Annotated in this window: 15 protein-coding genes; 2 read left to right on the top strand and 13 right to left on the bottom strand. The window is 62.3% G+C overall.

Features of this window, described 5'->3' with window-relative positions; all coding sequences use genetic code 11:
* Positions 1-9: 9 nt before the first annotated feature.
* Positions 10-1,239, bottom strand: a complete 1,230-nt coding sequence (locus tag AC0L2C_RS14120; RefSeq protein WP_473523603.1) for a GNAT family N-acetyltransferase — start codon at positions 1,237-1,239, stop codon at positions 10-12.
* 91 nt (positions 1,240-1,330) lie between these two features.
* Here AC0L2C_RS14120 and AC0L2C_RS14115 point away from each other — a divergent pair, with 91 nt between their 5' ends.
* Positions 1,331-2,386 carry a polysaccharide deacetylase family protein gene (locus tag AC0L2C_RS14115; protein WP_473523602.1) on the top strand — a complete coding sequence of 352 codons (1,056 nt, stop codon included), beginning with the start codon at positions 1,331-1,333 and terminating at the stop codon, positions 2,384-2,386.
* Positions 2,387-2,649: 263 nt separating this feature from the next.
* Here the strand turns inward: AC0L2C_RS14115 and AC0L2C_RS14110 are convergent, their stop codons facing one another.
* The 10 genes from AC0L2C_RS14110 to AC0L2C_RS14065 form a co-directional block, all read right to left on the bottom strand.
* Positions 2,650-2,889, bottom strand: coding sequence for a hypothetical protein (locus AC0L2C_RS14110; RefSeq protein WP_287326626.1), 240 nt, complete (start codon positions 2,887-2,889; stop codon positions 2,650-2,652).
* Positions 2,890-3,079: 190 nt separating this feature from the next.
* Complete coding sequence (locus AC0L2C_RS14105) at positions 3,080-4,228, bottom strand: adenylate/guanylate cyclase domain-containing protein (RefSeq protein WP_473523601.1); 1,149 nt, start codon at positions 4,226-4,228, stop codon at positions 3,080-3,082.
* Between the two features lie 13 nt (positions 4,229-4,241).
* Positions 4,242-4,607, bottom strand: a complete 366-nt coding sequence (locus AC0L2C_RS14100; RefSeq protein WP_128175946.1) for a response regulator — start codon at positions 4,605-4,607, stop codon at positions 4,242-4,244.
* Positions 4,604-7,258 (bottom strand): GAF domain-containing protein, encoded by a 2,655-nt coding sequence (locus AC0L2C_RS14095; protein WP_128170001.1) that lies wholly within the window; start codon positions 7,256-7,258, stop codon positions 4,604-4,606. Before AC0L2C_RS14095 ends, AC0L2C_RS14100 begins: the two co-directional genes overlap by 4 nt.
* Positions 7,224-7,808 carry an SCO family protein gene (locus AC0L2C_RS14090; protein WP_473523600.1) on the bottom strand — a complete coding sequence of 195 codons (585 nt, stop codon included), beginning with the start codon at positions 7,806-7,808 and terminating at the stop codon, positions 7,224-7,226. The genes AC0L2C_RS14095 and AC0L2C_RS14090 overlap by 35 nt, the downstream gene beginning before the upstream one ends.
* Positions 7,805-8,812, bottom strand: a complete 1,008-nt coding sequence (locus AC0L2C_RS14085) for an ABC transporter substrate-binding protein (protein ID WP_473523599.1) — start codon at positions 8,810-8,812, stop codon at positions 7,805-7,807. The genes AC0L2C_RS14090 and AC0L2C_RS14085 overlap by 4 nt, the downstream gene beginning before the upstream one ends.
* Positions 8,813-8,950: 138 nt before the next feature.
* The gene (locus AC0L2C_RS14080) at positions 8,951-9,961 is read right to left on the bottom strand and encodes an ABC transporter substrate-binding protein (protein WP_128170004.1); all 1,011 of its coding nucleotides are present in this window, start codon (positions 9,959-9,961) and stop codon (positions 8,951-8,953) included.
* A 29-nt stretch (positions 9,962-9,990) separates the two neighbouring features.
* Positions 9,991-10,995: an ABC transporter substrate-binding protein gene (locus tag AC0L2C_RS14075; RefSeq protein WP_287375954.1), complete on the bottom strand. Its 1,005-nt coding sequence runs from the start codon at positions 10,993-10,995 to the stop codon at positions 9,991-9,993.
* Positions 10,996-11,912: 917 nt separating this feature from the next.
* Positions 11,913-12,920, bottom strand: coding sequence for an ABC transporter substrate-binding protein (locus AC0L2C_RS14070; protein WP_128170006.1), 1,008 nt, complete (start codon positions 12,918-12,920; stop codon positions 11,913-11,915).
* Positions 12,921-13,367: 447 nt separating this feature from the next.
* On the bottom strand, positions 13,368-13,586 hold the full coding sequence (locus AC0L2C_RS14065; RefSeq protein ID WP_473523598.1) for a DUF2842 domain-containing protein: 219 nt from the start codon (positions 13,584-13,586) through the stop codon (positions 13,368-13,370).
* A 152-nt stretch (positions 13,587-13,738) separates the two neighbouring features.
* Here AC0L2C_RS14065 and AC0L2C_RS14060 point away from each other — a divergent pair, with 152 nt between their 5' ends.
* Positions 13,739-14,830: a COX15/CtaA family protein gene (locus AC0L2C_RS14060; protein ID WP_473523597.1), complete on the top strand. Its 1,092-nt coding sequence runs from the start codon at positions 13,739-13,741 to the stop codon at positions 14,828-14,830.
* Here AC0L2C_RS14060 and AC0L2C_RS14055 read toward each other — a convergent pair.
* Both AC0L2C_RS14055 and argC read right to left on the bottom strand, forming a co-directional pair.
* Positions 14,820-15,662, bottom strand: a complete 843-nt coding sequence (locus AC0L2C_RS14055; protein WP_473523658.1) for an aminoglycoside phosphotransferase family protein — start codon at positions 15,660-15,662, stop codon at positions 14,820-14,822. The two genes, AC0L2C_RS14060 and AC0L2C_RS14055, sit on opposite strands and share 11 nt — an antisense overlap.
* A complete protein-coding gene (gene argC, locus AC0L2C_RS14050; RefSeq protein ID WP_473523596.1) occupies positions 15,659-16,591 on the bottom strand; it encodes an N-acetyl-gamma-glutamyl-phosphate reductase in 933 nt (310 codons plus the stop codon). Before argC ends, AC0L2C_RS14055 begins: the two co-directional genes overlap by 4 nt.
* Positions 16,592-16,615 lie beyond the last annotated feature (24 nt).

Raw genomic sequence — 16,615 nt, 5'->3', positions numbered from 1 at the left:
CGGCAGCGTTCAGCTGTCGTCTTCGCCCGTTGCTGGCACAGCCTGTCCGGCCGTCTTGCGGCGCAGCATCTTGGTCAGCTTCCAGATCGTAGGGCTGTTCTTGACGAAGGCTTTCAGGCGCGCGCCCTGCCGCAGGACAAACACCAGCGCGCGGCCTTTTGCCGTCAGCGGAATCAGGACCTCGAAATGCCGGGTCTCGATATCGCACCACAGCCGCTTGTAGGGTTCGTCGCCGACCGAGAAATCATAGACATCGAACCCCTTCTCGCAGGCTTCCTCGATGTTGTCGAAGAACAGGAAGTCGCCGGGGCTGGCATGGGCGAGGTCGTCGTCGGCAATCGCTCCGAATTCGCAGATCAGGCGTTTTCCCGAGCGGCTCGATCCGGTGACAGCGCGAAGCTTGCCGGCGACTTCGAGCCCATGCAGCACGAAGGACGGCGTGTCGTCGGAGAGCGCTTCGACGAACAAGGCGCGGAAGAAAGCACGAACCTGTGGCTCGCCGAAGACGTTGGCGATGCCCATCTTGCGGAAGCGGAACTCCTTCATCTCGAAAAACGCATCGAGCAGCCTGTTCACCTCGTCCGCCGTCCGGGCCTCGATGCGGCGGTGGCTGCCGACGGCCCCAAACTTGCGCGCCTGCGAGCGGTGCCTCTTGCGCCTGCGCTTGCCGCTGGCGCGGGAGAGCAGGGCATCAAAACCTCCCGCCAGGTCGACGGCCAGCGACAGGTTGGGGCTGGGAAAATGCGGGAGGGACAGAAGCGGATTGGCAACGCGGTCGAGATCGGGCAGCAGCCGTTCCAGCGCGACGAGGTCGATGTCCGGCCGCGCCCTGGCGATCGCCGCCAGCATCGAGCGGATCGCCGCGCCATCCGCCCTGGCCAGCCAGGACGGGTCGGCGGCGGCGAAATTGCCGTTGGCATGGCGGCCGCCCATGAAACGGGCGACGCGTAACGGACCGCGGCTGGTGACTTCCAGCGCCAACCAAAAAACCGGCCGGCCGTCAGCGCTCAGCCTCGCCAAGACGGTGTCCGCTTCGGCATGTCTGGCCCAGTTCAGGATCCAGGCCGGGCTCTGCGCCGGCGCGAACAGCGCTGAACCGCAGAACTCGGCATAGGCCGCAAGTGCCGCACCGTCGGCGACCGACACCGACAGGCCGCCATGATCCGCAGGTACCGCGCGCGGCGCCGCCTGCATGGCCTCGAGCCGATTGCCGTCAAATGACGCGGTGGCGTCAACCATACCTCAATCCTTTAGGGCGTATTCACCGCGATTGGGGGCGCACATAGGCGCATTCCGTGCTTGGATGAGCCTAGGCGCAAAAGGTGAATGAATGATCGACGGGGGCGAGGCAATCCGGAAACTGGCGCTCAACGTCGTGCGCTATACCGGTCTTGCCCCGCTGGCCAAGCCGTTCGTCGGCGGCATCGGCGCCATCCTGATGCTGCACCGGGTCACCGCCACGCCGGAAAAGCCTGATAGCGTCAACCGGCATCTCAACATCGCGCCTGAGTTCCTCGACGCTGTCATCGCCGACATGAAGGCGCACGGCTATGCATTCGTCACCCTGGACGAGGCGATCGAGCGCATCAAGGCCGGCGGCAAGGGTGGCCAGTTCGCGGCGATCACCGCCGACGACGCCTATCGCGACAACAAGACCGAGGCGCTGCCGGTGCTGGAAAAGCACGGCGCGCCAATCACCATCTATGTCGCGCCGGGGCTGATAAACGGCGCCGCCGATCTATGGTGGGAGGTGGTCGAGGACATCGTCAGCGCGCGCAACCGGCTGGTTTTGACGACACCGAACGGTCCGGTGACGATCGACTGCTCGACCCCGGGCAAGAAAATCCAGGCCTTTGCGCGCCTGCACGATTATCTGACGCTGGAGGTCCGCGAGGAGGACCAGCGCGCGGTGCTGCGCGAATTGGCGCGGTCGAACGGTATCGAGTTGGGCGCGCGCCAGAGCATGTTGATGAACTGGGACGAGATCCGCGCCATGGCAGGGCATCCGCTGGTGACGATCGGCGCGCACACCGTCAATCATCGCAATCTGAAGCGGCTTTCCGAAGCCGATGCTCGGCACGAGGTCGATGACGTCAGGGGCATATTGCAGGCCGAGCTTGGCAAGGCGCCGCGCCATTTCGCCTATCCCTATGGCTATGCCAGCGCCGTTGGTGACCGCGAAGTCGGCTTTGCCCGCGACGCCGGCTATGTCTCGGCGGTGACGACACGCCACGGCGTGCTGCGCGCCGAACATGCCGGTTTCCTGCACGCGCTGCCGCGTATTTCGGTCAACGGTCGCTATCAGAGCGTTGCCCATATCCGCACGATGCTGTCGGGCGTGACGACGCCGCTGGCCAACGCCGGAAAGATGCTCGTCACCATCTAGTGGTGAGACACTCCGGTGGACCGCAAGAACAGAGCCCTGAGGGCCATCCCTGATGCGCGCCTTCGTCGCCTCCGGGTTCTCAAGCCTGCACTCGGAAAGCCCCGGACGCACATCCGACGATCGTCCCTTGCATGTGCCGCTCGGTTTCTCCCACACGAGGTCCTGACCCAGGTCGGACTCCGGAGCCGGAAGTTCGCGATAGGCGTCGAAATTCTGCTTGAAGACGCTACTGTCGACCACGACCAGGGCGTATTGCATTGCGGCTATTTCCCGAGGACTTCCAGCGTGTCAGCGACGAAGCTCCAGCCGTCCGGCGTGACCACGAATTCCTGCGCGCTCTCGTCGACGGTCAGGTAGCCCTTCTTGACGAGCGCACCCGCGACCAAGACGTCGGGCCGGAAATAGGTCCCGTGCATCTCGATGCCGCGCAGCGGGATGCGTCCGCCGGAGAAGACGAGGTAATGGCGCGGGCAGCCGATGTGATGGGTTTCGGTAGCCGGCACCGGCGCCAAGCCAACACGTGGATGGCCGGCATCCGAAACCCATCACATAGGCTGCCATCGGGTTGCTCCTGGCAGAACGCACACTTTCTCCCCCGTTGCGGGCGGTTTCGAGATCGATCGTGGCTGGGATGCTTTGTGCCGACGGTTCGACGGGTCGTATCGTCCGGAAGAGACCGGAGTGCATCTAAAGCTAGTCTGGCCGACCGAACCACCGCACGATTTCATAGGCAGGCATTGGGCGGCGAAAACCCTTCAGCGTCAGATCGCCAACAAGAACGGATTCGACCAGCGCCTCGACAGCGCCGAGGACCCGTTGGCTAACGAGAATCTGGCGGGACTTGGCGGCCTCGCACAATCGGGCGGCATGGTTCGACACGGTGCCAATGACGGCATAGTCCGAGCGCCGATCAAAACCAATGCGCCCGATGGTTGCGTGGCCCCTAGCAATGCCGATCCCAAAGCCAAGCAAATAGTCCCGCTTGCGCCATCGTTCTGAGTGCCCGTCAATCGCGTCGCGCATCGCAGCCGCCATTGAGACAGCTCTCTCGCTGTGGTCGGCGCATGGCAGTGGATCGTTGAAAACCACGACGATACCGTCGCCCACGAACCTCTCGAGAGTCCCCTCGTGGCGGACAATTTGTTCACCAAGACAGGAATGATACTCGGCAAGAACTGTCATGACTTCTTCGGGTTCGGCGGTCTCCGCGAAGGCTGTAAAGCCGCGCAAATCGCAAAAGACAACGGTCACCTCGCGACGGTGGCTCTGCAAGAGCGCATCTCCATTGCCCGCCGCAACGATGAGGTCGGCGACCTGCTCGGGCAGGAACCGCCTAAGCCGCGCCATTCGCTCGAGCTCCGTCACCTGCTCAGCCACGGTTTGCTCGAGCGAGCGATTCCAGTCGGAAAGCTGCGCGGCTTGGTCCTCAAGGCGTTTGGCTTGGCTCGCGACAGTGTCGTGAAGCGCCTTCTGGCGCAGCATCGAGCGCACCCGTGCTAACAGCGCCCTGTGCTCGAAGGGCTTAGTCAGGTAGTCGTCGCCACCGGCGTCCAGCCCCTCGACCACGTCGCGCGTGTCGGCTTTCGCGGTGACCAGAATAACGGGGATCGATCGCAGCGAATGATCGTGCTTGAGCATGCGTACCACACCGATGCCGTCGAGCTTCGGCATCATGATGTCAAGCAGGATCAGATCCGGCGTGAGTTCGCGGGCTTTCGCAAGCCCCTCTTCACCATCGGCGGCGGTTGCAACTTCGTAGCCATTCGCCTCGAGGCGCATGCGCAGGATCTCGAGGTTTTCCGGAGTATCGTCGACCGCGAGAATGCGAGGCGGATCGTGCACGGCGCTGCCTCCCTCAAGAAAGGAACCCGCGAATCTCGGAAAGCAACTGACGCGGACTGAATGGCTTGGCAATGTAACCATCGCACCCAGCAGCAAGGGCCTTCGCCTCGTCGCCCGACAACGCATAGGAGGTGACGGCGATAATCGGAATGTGCCGGAGCGCCGGGTCGGCCTTGATGCGGCGAGCCGCTTCGTACCCGTCAATCACAGGGAGCTGAATGTCCATAAGGATCAGGTCTGGCTTGTGCACTCCGGCTGCAGCGATGCCGGCGGCGCCGTCCGCCGCTTCGATCAGTTCGTATTCGGTGGTGGCAATGAGATCGCGGATGATCTGGCGGTTGTCCTCGGTGTCTTCCACCATCAGGATTCGTTTGCTCATGCGGCCCTCACGTCCTCATTCACCCGGATTGGTACCTTCAGACGGAATGTCGACCCCGACCCAATCACGGACTCGACGTCTATGGTTCCGCCATGCATTTCGACGATGCGCTTCGAGATCGCCAGGCCAAGACCCGTACCGCCCTTCTGCCTGGTACTGCTGTTGTCGACCTGCTGGAATTCTTCGAAGATGAGAGCCTGGTCCTTGGACGCGATGCCGGGACCGGTGTCTCGGACGGTCATCTCGAAGTGCCCGTCAACCGCATCGGCAAGAATGTCGACCGCGCCCGTTTCGGTGAACTTGACGGCATTGCCTGCAAGATTGAGCAGGACCTGCGTCAAACGGCGTTCGTCCCCGCGGCCGATTGGAAGGTTCTCGGCAACAGTCGTTGAAAGCTCAAGACCCTTCGCTCGTGCCAGCGGCTCTACAGCCGTAAAGGTCGATCGAACAATCTGCGCGACGGAGTAGTCCTCAATCGCCAGCGTGAGCTGGCCGGCTTCGATCTTGGAAAGGTCGAGTACGTCGTTGATGAGCCCGAGGAGGTGACGGCCGTTTGCCTGCACGCGCGCGACGGTCGTCTTTGCCTTGTCGGGGAGTTCGCCGTAGATGCCGTCGACCAGCAGTTCTGTGAAGCCCAAGACCGAATTGAGCGGTGTCCTGAGCTCGTGGCTCATATTCGCGAGGAACTGGGACTTGTGGCGGCTGGCTGCCTCCAGCTCCCGGCCTTTCTCCTCGATCTCGCGGAACAGCTTGGCATTCTGGATCGCGAGCACCGATTGGGCTGCGAAGGTCTCCAGCAGGTGGACAACTTGCTCATCGAAGGCACCTGGCTTGTGGCGCCTGACGACCAGTGCACCGACGATCTTGTTGGGCCTCAGCAGCGGAACGATCAGGATACCGCGATATCCGGCGTCGACGATCGTCTTTCTTACAAGGAAGGATGAGGTCTCCTCGCTGAGGTCGGGAAACTGCACCGGCATGCAGCGCCCGGGCGCGTCGCCGATCCCCATGTCGGGCAGCCCGATCGTCTGGTGCGAGACTGCGGCGATAAGCTCATCGCTCATACCGAAGTTTGCGCGCGGACGGAATTGCTGCCGCGTGCTGCTGAACACGTAGATGGTGCCAGCATCCGTTGCCGACAACTGGACCGCCTTGGCAACGATCGTCTTCAGCACCGTGTCGAGATCCAGCGTCGAATTGACCGCCTTGCTCACCTCACCAAGAGCCTCGAGCTCACCAACAGACGCGGCAAGCTCGCGAGTCCGTGACTGCACCGCCTCGAAGAGCCGCGCATTCTCGATGGCGATCACGGCCTGGTCGGCGAATGTCTCGACGAGGGCGATCTCCTTGGGATTGAAAGGTTGCGGCTCAACCCTCGTCATGACGAATACGCCAACGAGATCACCTTCCCGCAACAGCGGGGCAGCGAGGACGGTGCGGAAGCCGCCTGCCTCGGCGATCAAGGCAACGCGGTAGTCCGGATCAGCGGTCACGTCTTCGATTTGGACGATCCGCCGTTCTTCGATTACGCGCCCTACGGCGGAGCCTCGGCCTGCGGCAAGGGCCGGAGTTGGATTGGCGTCCACATAAGCACGGAAACTGGGCGGGTAGCCATGCGCCGACACATAGCGGAATACGCCATCCAGCGACTGCACGATACCACCCTTGTCGGCACGGCAGAGCCTGACAGCCGATTCCACCAACGTATCGAGCACGACCTGCAGATCGAAGGTAGAGCGGCTGATGACCTTCAGAACGTCTGCGGTGGCTGTCTGCTGCTGAAGGGCTTCGTCGAGCTGCTGGGTGCGCGTCTCAATCTCCTGATACAGGCGCCCCAGACGGTCGGAAGTCTGGTTGACGTTAGCGGCGAGTACTCCAAGTTCGTCGCGATTGGCGACGGCAACCTGTTGGGCGAAGTCGCCGGCCGCTATCTGGCTGAGACGCGTCTCGATCTTCTTGACCGGTTCGATCAACGACCAGGAGATAATGTAGCCGAGCCCCAACGCCAGCAGGATACTGCCCACCGCGAACGAGACCACGATCAGTCTGGACGTGCCGTACGCACCCTCGGTCATTTCGATGGCCGCCACCATGTCGGCTTCGGCCATGTTGACCAGCTGGTTTGTCAGCCGCTCTAGGCTATCAGCCGACGGTATGATTTCATCAAGCTGAACCTTGCGCGCCTCCTCAGTGCGGCCGGCGCGGACGAGCTCTGCCACGTGCGTCACCCCGGCCGTCAGCCGCTCGTACTCTTGCCTGACCTGGCCAAGCACTTCCACCTCGGCTTTGGCGACGAACTCCATGCGGTCGAGGTCGTAGCCAAACTGATTGAGCTGGCGCAGCGCCGCATCCAGCATCCTGTCGTCCTGAAGCAACAGGGCGGTGGAGATGCCGTAGAGCTGGGTGGTCGTATCGTGCTGTACCTGGCGGTAGGCCGCGATCCTGCGCTGCAGCTTGATCAGCTCGTTGGTCTGATCGTTCACCCCACTCAGCACCTGCAACCCGACGGCCCCGAGCACGATCAGCAGGCCGACGATCGACAGGAACGCGATCAAGAGCTTGGTCTGGACGCGCGCCGGCAGCCGGGCAACCCAGCCAACGAGCCGGTTCGTTATGCTATTTGGATTCGTCCAAGAGGCTGAGAAGGTCATCCCGGAACTCCTCCAGGTCGAACCGGACACCAAGATACTGTACTCGCAAGATGCCACCGGGGTCCACGAGCGACGTCAACAAGGTATGGTCGATATCTCCGTTCGCCGCCTTCTTCGCGATGACCCCGTATTTCCGTCCCACCTCATGGACGACCGCCGGATCACCGGTAAGAAACGACCAGCCCTTCAGGGCGGCGCCAAAACCCTGCGCATATTCCTTCAGGACATCGGGCGTATCGCGCTCCGGGTCGACGGTGATCGAAACGAAGGCGATTTTGGGTCCGAATGCACTACCCAACTTTTCCTGCACGCTGGCCATATGGGCGGTCAGCATGGGGCAGACATCGGTACAGTACGTATAGATGAATGAGACGGCGACCACCTTGCCGCGAAAGTCGTGCAGCGACACTCGCACACCGTCCTGCGATACCAAGGTAAAGTCCGGCGCCTGTCCGATCGTCGGCAGGCGCTCGTCGTGCGGCGCGTCGTGCGCGTGTGCCGGCCCGGCCATCAGCACCAGCAGCAAGATGCGCGCCGGCCACTCGCTCACGTTTTCATCTCGCGCTTGACCTCGTTGAAAAGGCGCCAATCCGTGCCGTTCGCGATGATCTCGTTTGGGCTCGATTTGACAATCCCGGCCTCATGCAGCCGCAGCGAGAAGAACCTCATCGTGTCCTCGGGATCGAAGTCGCGCCAATTAGAGTATGGGAGCTCGCGGAGCGACTGCACGGCGTAGTCGTATTGTTCGGTGTGTCCGCCATCCACCAGGAGGCGTGCCACCCGTTCCGGTTCGGCCGCGCAGATGTCGGCCGATTTGATGATGGCCCGGATGACGCGCTTGGTGGCAGCTGGATTTTTCTCGGCATAGGCGGCATTGACCGCCAGCATGCAGCAGTAACATTGCGACCACGGCCGGTCCTTGGAACTGTCGAGGATGACGTGACCGACTTTGCGAGCGCGGAGGTCTTGAGCCTCAGGCGGAAAAGCCAGGAAGGCGTCGACCTTGCCTTCGGCGAAGAGCTCCGCCGGCTTTGCTTCGCCGACGATCCATTCGATGTCGCGTTGCGGATCGAGGCCGACATAGGTCGCCATCGCACTGACGAAGATATGCGGATCCGACGACAGATTGCCGCCGACGCCGACTTTGCGGCCCTTGAGATCCGCGATGCTCTTGATGTCCTCCCGTCCGAACAACTCGTAGCAGCCGACATGTACTCCGGAGATCACCTTGATCGGGGCGCCAGTGTCGACCGGAATGATTAGGGCCGTGGCAAAGTCTATGCCGAAATCGATGTCGCCGCGCGCCAGCATCTCGGTCTGGGCGATGCCGGCCTCGGCGGCCACGAAGCCGAAATCCGAGAACCCCTCTGCGCGGATCAGATCCTCGGCGACGTACTGCGGAGCGATGCAGATACCAGGCGCCGCCGCAAAGCGGGCGACCGTGGTTTCAGGTGCCGCTTCGGCGGCGGTCGCGTTGCGGCCCCTTGCAAGGCCCGCACCTGCGAGCGCGGACAGGCCTGTGAGGAAACGACGACGGTTCTGGACAATCTGCACGAGTTTCTCCTTCCCTTGAAAAAGGCACCGCGTGTCGGCGATAGTTCTACGTCTTCAGCTCACGCTTGAGCTCGGCGGTTCCGGATGATCTGCATTAGCCTCTCCTTCCCTGATGGGGCACGGCGTGTCGGCGATCGCCTACGTCTTCAACTCCTGCTTTAGTTGATCGAGAAAGCGCCAATCCGTTCCGGTGGCGATTATCTCTTGCGGGCTCGACTTGATCATGCCCGTTTCGTACATGCGCAGCGCGTAGAAGCGCATCGAGGCTTCGGCATCGAAATCCCGCCATCTGTCGTACCGGATGTCGGCAAGCGTTTGCAGCGCGAGTTCGTAGCTGGGGACGAAACCTCGATCGACCATCTGCCCTGCAGTCCATGACGGATCTGAGACACAGAGGTCGGCGCCCTTGAGAATGGCCCTGAGCACGCGCTTCGTCGCCACCGGATACCTGTCGACATAATCCGCAGTCGCGGAAATCATGCAGCAGAAATGCTGCGACCAGGGCGGGTCGGTGGTCGAGTTGAGGATCGTGTGGCCTACTTTCCTGGAGCGAAGTTCCTGCGTGCGGGGCGGTTGGCCGAGCACTGCATCGTACTTTCCTTCGACGAAGCCTTCCGCAAAATTGTGCTCTTCGATGACCCATTCGATGTCGTTGACGGGATCGAGCCCAACATAGGCGGCCATCAGAGAAACCAACACGTATTGCGGCGAATCAAGCGTAAAGACCCCAACCCGCTTTCCCCGCAGGTCCGAGATGCCTTTGACGCTGTCGTTGGCGATCAGTTCGAGGCACCCGGAGTGCAGTCCGCTTAGTACCCTGATCGGCACTCCTGCATCGATCGACGCCAGATGAATCGGCACGTAGTTCACACTGAAATCCGTCTCGCCGTTTGCGATCCACGCCGAATGATCAACCTTCTTGTCACCTTGCACGTAGCGGAGATCGGTGAACCCCTCGGCGCGCAGCATCTCTCCGGCGAGGTACAGGCCCGCCCAGCAATAGGCGCCGCCGATGTACCGCGGCAGGCGGACCGAGGTGGTCTCCGGCAGCGGCTCAGCCCAGGCGGGTGTCGAGGTGCCGATAAGGCCCGCGGCGCTGGCGGCCGCAGCGCCGGCTAGGAAACGGCGGCGGTTCTGGATGAACTGCATGTCTACGTCTCCCCTTGAGACAAATGGGATCAGGTTTTCAGCTCACGCTTCAACTCTTCGAGGAAGCGCCAGTCCGTTCCGTCGGCGATGATCTGTTGCGGGCTCGATTTGATCATGCCCGTCTCTTGCATGCGCAGTGTGTAGAACCGCAGGGAGTCTTCAGGATCGAAGTTTCGCCAGCGGTCGTACCGGATATCCTTTAGCGTTTGCAGCGCGTAGTCATACGACGGGACGAAATCGCGATGGACCATCTGCCGGGCCACCCACTGCGGATCCGACACGCAGAGGTCGGCAGCCTTGAGGATGGATCGCAAGACCCGTTTGGTCGCCACCGGGTGCCTGTTCACGTAGTCCGTCGTCGCGGAGATCATGCAGCAGAAATACTGTGACCATGGGCGGTCGACGGCATTGTTGAGGATCGTATGGCCGATCATCTTGGCGCGCAGCTCCTGCGGCTGGGGCGGCGTGCCGAGGAATGCATCGATCTTTCCTTGGACGAAGAGCTCCGTCGGGGTGGCGTCTTCCGTAAGGACCCATTGGATATCGTTCACGGGATCGAGCCCGACATAAGCGGACATGAGAGTCAGCCACACGTGTCGCGAGTTATTGAAACCATCCACGCCCACCCTCTTGCCCCGCAGATCCGCGACGCTGCGGATGCTCTCCTTGGCGATCAGTTCGAGGCATCCCGAGTGCAACCCGGTTAGCACCTTGATCGGCACGCCGGCATCGATCGACGCGATCTGGTTCGGTGGAAAGTTCACAGAGAAATCGGTCTCACCGCGTGCGATCCATTCCGATTGGTCGACGCTTCTGTCGGCTTCGACGTAGCGAACGTCGGTGAAACCATCTGCGCGCATCAGTTCTCCGGCGATGTACGCGCCTGCCCAACAGTAGGAACCACCAACCCACCGCGGCAGACGAACCGTGGTCGTTTCCAGCGGCGGTTCCGCGTGGAGTGACTCGGGAAGGCCGACGATACCGGCAGCGCCTGTCATTGCAGCGCCGGCCAGGAATCGGCGGCGGGTTTGCATGATCTGAATCGGAACGCTCCTCTCTTCCGAACTGCAAAAAGGCAATTCTGGCCGAAACCGAGCAAAAGAGGTTTCGGCAGAGGCAGGTGGTCTCGTGAGCGCGACGAGTAGTTGTGGATCTAGCGCGCTCAGTCCGATGCGGGAGTCTTGCGCTCTCAGTCGTCGGCTCATCCATTAGCAATCGACGATATGCCACGATACGCCCAATTTGCGTTGGTTGCGAGCGCAAAACTTACTCCGCCAAAGGTCCTGCCACCGTCTCGCGGCCAGGAGACCGTTTGCGCGGTTGCGAATGCCACTTCGAGTTTACCGCGCGGCCGGATCGAGTCATCGACGTTGAGTCCCAAGAGACTTGCCGCCATCTGGGAAGATGCGTTTCGATCTTAAGCTCAAGTCCGTTGGCCAATGGGACGATCTGGGCCATTTGCGCCTGCGCGCCTCGTCCGTATGTACCGCGCGGGACAAGGTATACCACATGCGTCACTTCGTCTGTGAACCGGTCGTAGTCCTGTCGGACTTGCCCGAATAGTTCCGCATCTTGCGTAGCGACGAACTCCATGCGGTCAAGGTCGTACCCAAACCGGCTGAGCTGGCGGAGGGCCGTGTTCAGCACCCTGTCGTCCTGAAGCAAAAGCGCGGTCGCGATGCTGTAGAGCTGGTTTGTCGTGTCGTGCCGAATCTGGCGATAAGCTGCGATCTTGCGCTACAGCCTGGTCAGCTTCATTTGTTTGATTATTGACCCCGCTCAGCACACGACGAACGGTTTCTGATGATTGCGCCAGCGCCCAATCGCATTCTTGTCGATCGTCGGCCTTCTGATCGCACTTGGGGCCGTCAGCCTGCAGGCGCCGCGTCATGTGAATGCGCCAGCCAAGCAATGAGCAGGGCCAATAACAAGACGCGTGCCGGCCACATATTCATGTCTTCAACTCGCGCTTGAGCTCATTGAGGAAGCGCCAATCCGTGGCCTTGGCGATGATCTCCTGGGGACTCGCGGCGATAGCGCCGGCCTCGCGCAGGCGCAGTGCATAGAAGCGCACCGTGTCTTCCGCGTCATAGTCCCGCCACCGCTTGTAGGGGACCTCGCCAAGGGCTTGGAGCGCATAGTCATAATTAGCGGTGAATTTTCCCTCGACGAGACGGCGCGCGACCATGGCGGGGTCGGCCACGCACAGATCGGCTGCCTTGAGAATGGCACGCATCACCCGCTTCGACGCGACGGGATTGGCGGCGACGAAGCCGGGATTGCCGGCCAGCAGGCAGCAGAAATACTGCGACCACGGCCGATCGAGTGCACTGTTGAGGAGGACGCGGCCAGCCCCCTTGGCGCGCAGCTCCTGCGGCTCCGGCGGAAAGCCGAGAAAGGCATCGACATCACCACGCAGGAATAATTCCTTCGGCTTCACGTCGGGATCGCTCACCCAAACGATGTCGCGCACCGGGTCCAGCCCGACATGGGCCGCTATGCTGACGATGAATAGATGCGGACTGGATCCGAGTGCCTGGACACCGACTTTCCTGCCCCTGAGTTGGAGGATGCTGTCGATGCCTGGCTGGACGAACAGCTCGAAACAGCCCGGATGAACGCCGCCCATCAGTGTCAGCCTGTGCCCCTGATCGACGGCGACAATCGTGGGCGCGACGAAGTTCAGGCCAAAATCGATCTTGCCGCTCGCTGTGTCTGTCGCCATCACAGTGCCAGGCTGGGTCTCGACATAATCCACATGCGTGAAACCCTCGGCATACAGCAGATCCTCCGCGACAAATTGCGGTGCGAGGCAGATGCCGAAGGTCTTGCTCAGACGAATCCGGCTGGTCTCGGGCGGCGGCTCGGCGCTGGCCGGGGTCGCGGCGCCGACGAGGCCGACAGCACCGGCTGCCGAGAGGCCGGCCAGAAAGCGGCGGCGGCTTTGGATGATCTGCATCAGAACGCTCTCCGAACCGCGAAAATGAGCCTGGACCGGAATCGAGCAAAGAAATCCGGCAGAGGGTGACATCTTGTCGGCGCGCCCGAAGGCTTGTGAGCTAGAGCGCGCTAGCCAGCGATAAACATTCATACGCCTTATTTCGGCGACTGTCAGTGGCGGCTTCGAGCTGCTTCTGGACGGCCGAGCTTAGCCATCCCGGAACGACCGGATCGGATCACATCACGACAATATTCCCACCGAGCTGAGGGTCCGCTATTTAAGATCCCGGACCCAAAGCTGTCGGTCTGCAATCGTTTTTCGGAAGCCAGAGTAGTGGTTCGGCAATAACCGCATCTGGCGCCGCCGGCGCGTTCCGATCGGCGACACGGAAGGCAGAAAAATCACCCTGAGCTGCCTACGCCTCGGGTAGCAAACGTCAGGCCTTCACCGCGGCTGCAGCAAACCTCAGTTCTTCGGCCGCGGCGGCTCCAGGAGCAGCCATTTGATGATGCCCATGGCCGGCAGCACCCAGAGCATGCCGCTGAGCAGGAAGAACAGGAAATGCGCCCACGGTCCCGATTCCGCCAGTTGCGCAACCGCCACGATCGATGCGACCAGCGCATAGACGATGACCAGCGCCACCAGCAGGATTGTTCCGATCAGCTTTTTCAGGCGAATGGGCATTTCGCGATCCGGTTGATCCCTATCGCTTAGGCCCAACGGAAGAGGCACGCAACAGCCAAGAAGCGGCGCGACGGCGTGCCGCGCTGTCCGGTCTTGCCAGTTGGATTGCGATGGTTCACCAATCCGCGACTGCAACCTGCCGGGACAAGACCATGGCTGCCATATCAGCTGCCGCGCCTTTCGTGGCCCGCGACCGCGACCTGCGTAACCGGGCGCTGGTGCGCGGCTGGCTCTACTTCGTGCTCCTGGTGCTGTTTGTGCTGGTGCTGGTCGGCGGCGCCACCAGGCTCACCGAATCCGGCCTTTCGATCACCGAATGGAAGCCGATCCACGGCGTCATTCCGCCGCTCAACGACGCCGAATGGCAGGAGGAATTCCAGCGCTACCAGCAGATCCCGCAATATGCCGAGCTCAACAAGGGCATGAGCCTCGAAGCGTTCAAGTCGATCTTCTGGTGGGAATGGTTGCACCGGATCCTGGCGCGCGGTGTCGGCGTGGTTTTCGCCGTGCCGCTGGTGTTTTTCTGGGCGACGCGCCGCATCGAACGCGGTCTTGGTCCGAAATTATTGGGCATTCTTCTTCTCGGCGGCCTGCAGGGCACGATCGGCTGGTGGATGGTGGCGTCCGGGCTGGTCGACCGCGTCTCCGTCAGCCAGTACCGGCTGGCGACGCATCTGACGCTGGCGGCGCTGATCTTCACCGCGACCATGGTGGTCGCGCGGGGGTTGGCCCCGCATTCCGAGCCCGCGGCCGACCGCTCGACCCAGCGTCTGGCCGGCCTTCTGGTGCTGCTGGCGCTGATCCAGATCTATCTCGGCGGGCTGGTCGCTGGGCTCGATGCCGGCCTGAGCTACAACACCTGGCCGCTGATGGACGGCAAGCTCATCCCCGGCGACCTGTTGATCCTCGAGCCGGCATGGCGCAACTTCTTCGAGAGCCCGAAGACGGTGCAGTTCATCCACCGGCTCGGCGCCTACGCGATATCAGTCGCAGCACTTTGGCACATGATCGCGACGCACCGGAGCCAGCCCGGCACCACCCATGCGCGCCGCGCGACGCTGCTGTTTCTGCTGGTGCTGCTGCAGGCCCTGATCGGCATCGGGACGCTGCTGATGCAGGTGCCGCTGCACATGGCGCTGACGCATCAGGCTTTCGCGCTTGTCCTGCTGGGCTTTGCCGCAGCGCATTGGCGCGGCACCAAGGGCGCCTATCCCATGCCCAACCAGATCGCCGTCAGAGGCTGAGCCGCACCGTCCTGATCGCCGTGGCAATGGACAATTCGCGGCTTTCCTCGACCGCATTGCCGTCTTCATGATGCCATGACGCCGACAGGCAGCCATAGGCGATGGCGTGATCCAGAATGGCTGGCGGCGTCTGGCCGAGCGTTCTGGCGAAAATCTCGGCCATGTCGGTAATCCGCCGGGGATCACGGCAAAGGTCGTCGCGGCCGAGCGGATTGTAGAACATGTTCGCCGCATCGAAGCCGGGATCGCCGAGAACGCCCTTCGGGTCGATCGCCAGCCAGCCGCGCGCTCCCAGCATGATGTTGTCGTGATGCAGGTCGCCATGCAGCGGCAGCACGTCGACAGGATCGGCCAACAGCCGTTCCGCGGTCGCAGCCGCTTCGACGTAGAGGCTCTTTTCGCCGGCGTCGCGATCGATCCTCGCCTTGTTGAACAGGCTGGAAAACCGTACCCGCAGCGGCTGAAGATCTGGTGGGGCAGGGTGGTCGGATGGCGAGAACAGTCTTGCCGTCAACTCGGCCGTGATTGCTGTAGCGGCATTGTCGCCCTGCTCGGCGAGAACCTGTGACAGCAAGGTTTTGCCGGCATATTCGAGCAGCATGCAGTGGCCGTCGCGGCCGAGCAGCCGCACCGCGCCTTCGCCGCGCCGCCAGGCGAGGAAATGGGCGCCGCGCAACTCGTCTTCGACGTCGTCGAAGGCTTTGAGGGCCTTGACGATCGCCGGCGAGCCGTCCTCGCGAACAACCTTCCAGATGCGGCTGCTGAACGTCTCGGCAATCAGTTCTGGCGCGCTGACCTTCCAGCGGCCTGGGATGCCGGAGCGTCCATTCAGTGCTTGAGGCCGAGCATCAGATCCATGTTCTGCACGGCAGCACCCGAGGCGCCCTTGCCGAGATTGTCGTAGACGGCGAACAGCAGCGCCTGGGCCCTGTCGTCGTTGGCGAAGACATGGAGCATCATCCGGTTGGTGCCATTGTAGGTTTCCGGATCGATATCCGGCACGCGCTCCAGATGGGAATAGGGCGCCACCTCGACCACGCCGCCATCGATGGCGGCGAAATGGTCGGCGATCGCCGCATGAAGCTCGGCGCCGGTCGGCACATAGTCGAGGCCGCCGAGCTGCAGCGGCACCACGGTGATCATGCCTTGCGCGAAATTGCCGACCGCCGGCTGCATGATCGGGTCATGCGACAGCTTCGCATAGGTCCTGAGCTCCGGCACATGCTTGTGCTGCAGGGTCAGCCCGTAGGGCAGGAATTCCGAGGCATCCTCGCCCTTGGCGACATAGTCCTCGATCATCGGCCGGCCGCCGCCCGAATAGCCGGTAATGCCGTTGACGGTGACCGGAAAATCCGCCGGCAACAGCCTGGCCGCCACCAGCGGCCTCAGTGTCGCGATCGGGCCTTGCGGCCAGCAGCCTGGATTGGTGACGCGCTTCGCCGAAGCGATCTTGCCCGCCTGAGCCTTGTCCATTTCGGCAAAACCATATTCCCAACCCTCTGCCACGCGATGCGCGGTCGAGGCGTCGATAACCCTTGTCGTGTCGTTGCTGATCAGCGAGACGCTTTCTTTCGCGGCTGCGTCCGGCAGGCACAGGATCGCGACATCGGCGGCGTTGAGGAACTCGGCTCTGGCTGCCGGTTCCTTGCGGCGCTCGGTCGGAATCGAGATGATCTCCAGGTCGCCGCGCTCGGCAAGCAGCGCCCTGATCTGGAGACCGGTCGTGCCGTGCTCGCCGTCGATGAAGATTTTCGGTTTCATTTGCCTGCCTGAATTCCCTGATAG

Source organism: Mesorhizobium sp. WSM4845, assembly GCF_055811455.1.
Note: the sequence above shows the minus strand (reverse complement) of the source record. Positions and strands in the feature narration are given on the sequence as shown.